Origin of the sequence: Thalassospira profundimaris, assembly GCF_003326795.1 — a bacterium.
Taxonomy (GTDB): Bacteria; Pseudomonadota; Alphaproteobacteria; order Rhodospirillales; family Thalassospiraceae; genus Thalassospira; species Thalassospira profundimaris_C.
On the sequence record NZ_JPWI01000001.1, the window covers coordinates 796,393 to 804,097 of the forward strand.

The following is a 7,705-nucleotide window of genomic DNA, read 5'->3' on the forward strand; positions in this document are numbered from 1 at the left end:
AACGTTCCGATGAAACACAATTACCTTCGCGGTTTTATGCCCGCGATGCCTTTTAGCACACCTTTCGAGGTCGTCCGTGCCGGAATTGGCGCCCTGATCGGTTTGGGGGTGGCAGGATTTCTGCTGTCATTCTTCGATCTGCACGATGCCGGGTTGTACCTGATTGCCCCATTCGGGGCGACATCGGTGCTGCTGTTTGCAGTGCCCAACAGTCCGCTGGCCCAGCCATGGTCGGCCATTGTCGGCAATAGTGTGTCGGCACTGGCCGGAATTGCCGTTTGTATGGTCGTTGATGATGCGGTCCTGTGTGTGGCGCTGGCTGTTGCACTTGCCATTTCGGCGATGATTTTGGTACGTGCAGTCCATCCGCCCGGCGGGGCCGTTGCAATGGTCGCAGCCCTTGGCCCTGATATCGCAAGCGAATTGGGTTTCCGGTTTGCCCTGACGCCGGTCGCGGCGATTACGACAGCACTGGTCGTGATTGCGATGATCTATGCGCGCGCAACGGGGCGGTCATATCCGCTGCGTCATTTCGATGACAAAAGCATTCACCAAACATCCGACCGCCCGCCGATTGAACGGCTTGGGCTCAATGAGGGGGAGCTGAATGCCATTTTGCAGCAATATCGCCAAAGCCTGAACCTTGGTGTTGAAGATCTGGCGCGCCTGATCGGGGCAGCAGAGCTACAGGTTGCGTCGCATCGGACCGGGCCATTGACTGCTGGCGATATCATGTCGCGCGATCTGGTAACGGTTAAGTCCGATACGTCCCTTGGCGATGTTGCCGATCTTTTCCGGCGTCACAGTTTTACCTCCTTGCCGGTGGTCGAAAAAGACGGGCGATATTTGGGGGTTATCTTTCAGATACATCTGATCCGCCGTGCCCGCGAAGACGCGCTGCGTCTTGATCGTGGCCTTATGTCGGCAATGGCACGCCTGATTGACCGGAAACGCGGTGCGCCGGTAACGGCCATCGAAATAATGTCGGTGACCGAACCCCGCGCCACGGCCAGCACACCGATTGCGGCTCTGTTGCCATTGATGGCCGATGGGGCATGTGATGCCGTGCCGGTTGTTGAATATGGCAAGATCATCGGCATCGTAACGCGAACCGACCTGATTGCCGCATTGGCCCATGCAGGACTGGCCGCAGCCTGAATCCGGTGTGCAGCAGGTATCTGAAATCAGAAAAATGCCTGCTTCACACCATCAATGATGAACTGCACGGCAAGGGCGGCAAGGATCATGCCAAGCAGGCGTGAAACCACGGTCGCGACCGTCGGGCTAAGGCGTTTGGCAACGACGTTTGAAGCCAGGAAGAAGACAAAGGCAATTGCCATCACCACGGCAACCACGCCAATGACACTTGCCTGCATGGCGATATTGTCTTCGAATTTGCCCATCAAAAGCATGACCGATGCAATCGCACCGGGCCCCGACAGGAACGGGATCGACATCGGGAAAATCGAGATATCGTCCGCTTCGTCATCCGGTATCGTGTGGCCGGATGTTGACGCGTTGGCGCTGGCCTTTGATTTGGTCTTTTCGGTTTTTTCCGCGTCGTGATCTTCTTCAAGTTCCTGTTGAACCTGTTCTGCGCGCTGATTGCGTTTCTGGCTGCGCTTTTCAAACAGCATTTCAAGCGCGATCAAAAACAGAAGCGTACCCCCGGCAATCCGGAAGGCTGGCATGTGAATGCCGAAAATACCCAGCAATCCTTCGCCAATCAGGGCAAAGGCCGCGAGGATAAAGAAGCTGGTCAGACAGGCGCGGATTGCCATGCGGCGACGATGGGCGGCACTTGTGCCCTGTGTCAGGACAATGAAAACCGGAACAAGGCCCAATGGGTCAATGATCACGAACAGCGTGACAAAGACCGGGATCAGTTCATTGAGCATGTCAAAGCTTGGCATCGGTTTTTCCTGAAAGCACAGTTAATCGAGTGCGGGCAATGTCATTGCCAGCCCGAAGATCGGGTCGTGTATAGCGCGCAGTCTGGCAGGTAAATGATTAAATTGGCATTTCTTTTGCCAATGGAAGATCGAAGCTATCGTCGCTTGCCGCGATTGCGCCCATAGCGCCCGGCATTTTCGGGCCAGTCCACGTAATCGGCGGGCTTTTTGCGGACCCATGTGATGAATTTGATGATGTCGGGATGGGCTTTGAGCTTTGCGGGATCATCATAATCGCGCGCAATGGTCGCTTCATCAAACAGGCGGTGGATCATGCGATGACAGACCCGGTGCAGCCACTCTGTCTCGGTGCCGCCCTTGGATTTCGGACGCCAGTGATGGCGATCAACACTTGGCCCGGCAATCATCGGACGGCCACAGACCGGGCAGGGGCCAAGGTCGGTTGCTTCTATGTCATTGGATGCTTGCATAGCGGAATTATTGTTCGGGCATCTTCCGGTTTTCAAAGAATTTCTGCCATGTGCCGGGCTTGAGTGCGCGCAGTGCCTTGATCCGGGCGGTGACCGACGGATGGGTATCAAGCAGGCTGGGGGGCTGGGTGCTGCGATAGGGGATGATGCGCAGGCGGGTGCGGTTGATCTGATCAATGTGCAACAGCGCATCAATCATGTCTTCGGGACCATTCAGAAGGTCGCTTGCCCCATGGTCGGCGGCAAATTCGCGATCCCGAATGACCGCACGTTGCAGAAGAAAGCTGATGGTCGGAACGGCACCAAACACGACAATCATCCATGCCGGCGGATTGAAATCACCAAAGATGAAAATCGCCAGACCAAACAGTGCGATTGTCCATGTCGCACGATACAGGACGTCGGTGATCAGAAGGATGCGGGTATCGCCATGCCATGCATGTGCGACCTCATGGGCCAGAATGGCACGCATCTGGCGCGGGGAAAGGTTGTGCAAGGCGTCACTTGAAATGGCAATTGTGGTGTGATCATCCGTGCCGGTCGTGATCGCATTGACCCCCTTGCCGGGCAGAATGAACAGGTTCGGTCTGTGATCCAGTCCTGCACGATCCGAAAGCAGATGGTTCATTTCGTGAATGGCCAGATAATCCTTTGCCGGAAGGGGGCTGGCGCGCAGGATTTTCATCAGGATATCGGGCGAGATCATCGGGGTCAGGGCGAGCATCATCGCAACCGCAATTCCGGCCGATATCATCATTGATAATCCGCCAAGCATCCAGGCACAGGCGGCAAGAACGCCGATCATGCAGGCCATCAATGTCCCGGCATGGGACATCCCGCCCGGTTGAATGGCGAGAAATCGCTGAATGAAATCAGGAAGCTGCGGGGTATCATCTGACATGGTTTCTCCGCATGTTGCGAGTCTTGGATATCTGTGGCGGGTATCGGACTGATCCGGTTACCGTTTGCGTTCAACGCGGGAATAGCGTTCTGATCTATAGATAGGGATGTTACCGGTCCTTGCGCAAATCGGGCCGTGTTGATCCGTTCGTCGATTATTGCAGATAAAGCGTTGAGAGTATTGATCTATGACAGGCAATACTGCGGAATCCCGAAGGGTCATTTCGCCATGCCGAAAACACGATTGCAAACTGTTACTGATTGACGATAAAGCAATGAAATAAAGGGATTTGCGGCGAAATTTTAACACATCCTTATATATTCCACTAGAATAGTGGCAGTATGCCATTGGCTAGGTTGCCCGTCGTATCTTTGTTGCGCGGGGCGTTTGCCATGCGTGATAGCCAGATGCCGGAAACCGGTGTCATGCTATGATAAAGTCAGTGCCAAGGATGGCAAAACGGAAGGATTGAATGGGCCTGTTCGATAAAATCCGGCCAACCCGCAAAGCGGATGCGGGGCGTGAGGGGGATCGCACCCCGCTTGAACGGTTGTTCTGGCGGTCGATCGCGCTCGTGGGCGGATTCTCGATGGTGATCAACATGCTTAACATGGTGATCCCGATCTATTCCATGCAGGTATTCGACCGCGTCCTTTCAAGCCGAAGTGTTGATACGCTGGCCCTTTTGACGGTGGGTATCGGGCTTGTTCTTTTGTTCATTGCCTCGATGGAACAGCTCAGGTCGCGGGTACTGATCCGGGTTGGTACGGCACTGGATTTGCGTCTGGGCGGGGACCTGTTTGCCCATGTGGTCCAGCAATCCGCACGCGGTGCCCCGATGCGCCAGCGTCCATTGCGCGATCTTTATGGATTGCGCGGCTTCCTGACAGGAAGCGGGCCCTTTGCACTGATTGATTTCATGTGGGCACCGGTCTATATCGGGGTGGTCTTTATTTTTGATACCCGTCTTGGTCTGGTGGCCTGTGGCGGGGCGGTGCTTTTGATCGCGATTGCGATTGCCAACGAAGCCGCAGCAAAGATTTCCGTCGACCGGTCCGAAGAAAGCCAGAACCGCGGTATTGCGCAGGAAGAAACCTATGTCCGCAATGCCGAGGCGATGGAAGCCATGGGCATGACCCAGTCGGCCCGCCAGCGCTGGCAGGCCGATCAGTCAGATTCTTTATACTGGGAAGGGCAGGCCAGCCGTCGGGTCGGGACATCGACCACGCTTTCGCATTTTATCCGGCTTGCCATGCAGGTGTGCTTTATCGGGGTCGGGGCCTATCTGGTTCTGTCCGAAAGCATCACGATCGGGATCATGGTTGCATCCATGATCCTTGGCATGCGCGGGCTTGCGCCCTTTGACGGGGCTGTGAATGCCTGGCGCAGCTGGAATGCAGCGCGCAATTCGTTTGAACGGTTAAACAAAATCCTGCTTGAAAAACGCCCGACCGTCCCGGCACCAATGCCGCGTGGACGGGGGATGGCGGTCAGTGTCGATCGTCTTGTTTTCGCACCACCCAATAGCCGCAACGTCCTGTTCAAGGGATTCTCGTTCAAGGCCGGGCCCGGACAAATCATCTCGATTGCCGGGTTTAATGGCGTCGGAAAGACAGCCCTTTTGAAGCTGATCATGGGCATCTGGTTGCCCGGATCGGGATCGGTCAAGCTTGACGATGTCGAGGCATCGCGCGCGGATCGTTCGGAAATCGGCGCCCAGATTGGCTATCTGGCGCAAAACCCGTTCCTGTTCCCCGGGACGATTGCCGAAAATATTGCCCGGCTTGGCAATGCAGAGATGCGGGACATCATTCAGGCCGCCGAACTGGCCGGGGCGCATCAGTTTATCCTTGATCTGCCCGATGGATATGACACGCGCGTTGATCGTGGCGGGCGTAACCTTTCAGGCGGGCAACGGCAACTGATTGCTCTGGCAGCGGCTCTTTTCTCACGGCCCCGGATGTTGCTGCTTGATGAGCCGACAACGGCCCTTGATGACATCGGGGTTCAGCATATCAGCAATCTGATTGATGTTCTGCGTCGCAACGGCATTACGACCTTTATCGTCAGTCATGAACGCGCGATTCTGGCGCGCGCGGATGCGATCCTTGCGCTTGCCGACGGGCAAATCCAGGTTGTCCCGGTAAAGGCTCAGGCGCAACCGGGCAAACCGGCGGTCCAGACCGAGGATATTGCCCGTGGCTTGCCACCGATGCGGCGCAGTTCCGACCTGCCTGATCCATTGGCGGATGCCGCACCGGTTCAGGCCGCAGCCTTGCAAGATGGTCAGATGCGTATCACGCCCAAACAGATCGAAGTTCCCAATCCCGATGCACCTCGACCGATTGTCGAAAAGAATTCGGCCGCCGGTCAGCATCCGGCAAGTGCGATGGACAAGCTTGGTCTTGAAGAACCGGAAATGCCCGAAATCGAAGATTTCGGCGGGCGCAGTGAAGTCGGATCGGGGCGTGCCCAGGAAGCCAAACAGGCCGCCGGGATCAAGCCCGAAATGAAACCGCAACCAACTCCGGGCGGCACGATGATGACCATGCGACCGGTCATGCCCAAGGCAGATAAACCGGCCAAAGCCGGGCTTGAGAAAAAGTCGGTGAGCTGGACGGATGAGGCGAAGCCTGAAGCCGCCGAAGTCCCCAAAACCACCAGGCCCCCTGAAGCCAAGGTCCCTGAAGCCAAGGTCCCTGAAGGCAAGGGGCGTCCGCGCCGTCAGGAGACCGCGAAACCAAAGGCCGCACGCCCCGATACAGCAAATCGCAAGGCAGCAGCCCCCAAACGCAAAATGACCGAGGCCGAAGCCATCGCGCGTGCCCGTGAAGAGGCCGCGATGCGCATGCGCAAGGTGCGCGAAGATGCCGAACGCGCAGCAGCCGAGCGGGCAGCAGCACGCCGGGCCAGAGTGACGGAAAATCCCGCTGGCGATACACCTGATGCACCGCGTCGGGGACGGCCGCAATTGCGCGTGGTTGAAGGATCGGCCAAACGTCGACAGGGTGGTGCCTGATGTCCGGGGTTCAGCTACCAACCGCACGTGAACTTGATACCGATGTCAAACCGCTTGTCCGGCTTGGTTTCCTGATTCTGTTTCTGGGTATGGGATCGGTGATGTTTTGGGCGGCAACCGCCGAGGTCAATTCTGCCGCGACTGCAAGTGGCGTGGTCGCGCCATTTTCCGGACGCCAGAGCGTGCAGCATCTTGAAGGAGGCATCATCAGCGAAATTCTGGTGCGCAACGGTGCGCGGGTAAAGGCCGGTGATGTTCTGATTCGCCTTGATGATACCCGGTCACGTGCAAGCTTTGATCTGCTCAATAACCGGTATCTCAATTCCCTGGCGACGCAAACCAGACTGATCGCAGAGCGCGAACAGAAAGACCATCTGGTATTCCCGCCTGCGCTTGAAGATCCGCGCTATTTCTCGATTACCGACTCGCAACGTACCCTGTTTGAAAGTCGTCGCAGTGCCTTCAAGGGCGAGCTCGAACTTTATGACGAGCGGATCAAGGAATTGCGCCGCGAGATCGTTGGCACGCGTGAGCAAAAAACCGCGTCCGAGCAGCAAGTCGGGATCGTCAAGGAAGAGCTCGCCATGGTCAAGCCGATGGTCGATCTTGGCTATGCCCGGCGAACACGGTTGCTTCAGCTCGAAAGCCGGCTGGTTGAAACGCTTGGCAATATCGGACGGTTTTCGGCTGATATCGCAAGGATCGAGCAGCAAATCCAGCAGGTTAAAGCCAGTCAGTCGCAGTTGATGCGTGATCATTTGCAGTCGATCAATACCGAACTGCGCGATGTGCAAAGCGAGATTTCCGATCTGAATGAGCGTCTGCGTTCGGCCGAGGATGTTCTGGTGCGGTCCGATATCAAGGCCCCGCGCAACGGGACCGTAACCAATATGCAATTCACCACGGTTGGCGGGGTCATTCCGCCCGGAGCACAGGTTCTTGAAATTGTGCCGCTTGATGACCGGCTGGTCATTGAGGCCCGCGTTTCACCCAATGATATTGATGTGGTTTCTACGGGGCTTTCGGTGAATATCCGTGTGACCGCATTCAGCCAGCGCTGGTTCGCGCCGGTCAAGGGTGTGGTGACCGATGTGTCCCCGGACCGGCTGACCGATTCGGAAGGAAGATCGTATTTTCAGGCCATGGTCGAGATCGATGCAGACAGTCTTGCCGAGCATGAAGGCATGATCCTGTCCCCTGGCATGCCCGCCCAGCTTGAGATCGTAACAGGCTCGCGAACGATCCTTGCCTATCTGTTCTCCCCGATTACGACCAGTTTCGAGCGCGCTTTCCGCGAGCAATGAGTTTTTCGGTACGCCGGACAGGTGTGTCGGGTGACCTATACAACCTGACAGAATCTGACAGGTTGTATTTTGGGCTTCCAAATCCCGAGAAAACATGA

At 56.5% G+C, this 7,705-nt stretch carries 6 protein-coding genes; 3 read left to right on the forward strand and 3 right to left on the reverse strand.

Translation table 11 applies throughout. The features are described from left to right. Positions 1–9 precede the first annotated feature (9 nt). Positions 10–1,158, forward strand: coding sequence for an HPP family protein (locus tag TH30_RS03775; RefSeq protein ID WP_114096710.1), 1,149 nt, complete (start codon positions 10–12; stop codon positions 1,156–1,158). 26 nt (positions 1,159–1,184) lie between these two features. Here TH30_RS03775 and TH30_RS03780 read toward each other — a convergent pair whose 3' ends face one another. The 3 genes from TH30_RS03780 to TH30_RS03790 form a co-directional block, all read right to left on the reverse strand. Beyond that, positions 1,185–1,913 (reverse strand): MarC family protein, encoded by a 729-nt coding sequence (locus TH30_RS03780; RefSeq protein ID WP_114096711.1) that lies wholly within the window; start codon positions 1,911–1,913, stop codon positions 1,185–1,187. Between the two features lie 134 nt (positions 1,914–2,047). After that, positions 2,048–2,383: an HNH endonuclease gene (locus tag TH30_RS03785; RefSeq protein ID WP_258548595.1), complete on the reverse strand. Its 336-nt coding sequence runs from the start codon at positions 2,381–2,383 to the stop codon at positions 2,048–2,050. Positions 2,384–2,390: 7 nt separating this feature from the next. Beyond that, positions 2,391–3,284, reverse strand: a complete 894-nt coding sequence (locus tag TH30_RS03790; RefSeq protein ID WP_114096712.1) for a M48 family metalloprotease — start codon at positions 3,282–3,284, stop codon at positions 2,391–2,393. Positions 3,285–3,756: 472 nt separating this feature from the next. Here TH30_RS03790 and TH30_RS03795 point away from each other — a divergent pair, with 472 nt between their 5' ends. Next, a complete protein-coding gene (locus tag TH30_RS03795) occupies positions 3,757–6,303 on the forward strand; it encodes a type I secretion system permease/ATPase (RefSeq protein WP_114096713.1) in 2,547 nt (848 codons plus the stop codon). Further along, complete coding sequence (locus TH30_RS03800) at positions 6,303–7,607, forward strand: HlyD family type I secretion periplasmic adaptor subunit (RefSeq protein ID WP_114096714.1); 1,305 nt, start codon at positions 6,303–6,305, stop codon at positions 7,605–7,607. The genes TH30_RS03795 and TH30_RS03800 overlap by 1 nt, the downstream gene beginning before the upstream one ends. Positions 7,608–7,705 lie beyond the last annotated feature (98 nt).

Bases quoted from the DNA above. Each gene is read 5' to 3' on its own strand.
- TH30_RS03790 (WP_114096712.1), bottom strand. From the start codon at position 3,284: ATGTCAGATGATACCCCGCAGCTTCCTGATTTCATTCAGCGATTTCTC.
- TH30_RS03785 (WP_258548595.1), bottom strand. From the start codon at position 2,383: ATGCAAGCATCCAATGACATAGAAGCAACCGACCTTGGCCCCTGCCCG.
- TH30_RS03775 (WP_114096710.1), top strand. From the start codon at position 10: ATGAAACACAATTACCTTCGCGGTTTTATGCCCGCGATGCCTTTTAGC.
- TH30_RS03795 (WP_114096713.1), top strand. From the start codon at position 3,757: ATGGGCCTGTTCGATAAAATCCGGCCAACCCGCAAAGCGGATGCGGGG.
- TH30_RS03780 (WP_114096711.1), bottom strand. From the start codon at position 1,913: ATGCCAAGCTTTGACATGCTCAATGAACTGATCCCGGTCTTTGTCACG.
- TH30_RS03800 (WP_114096714.1), top strand. From the start codon at position 6,303: ATGTCCGGGGTTCAGCTACCAACCGCACGTGAACTTGATACCGATGTC.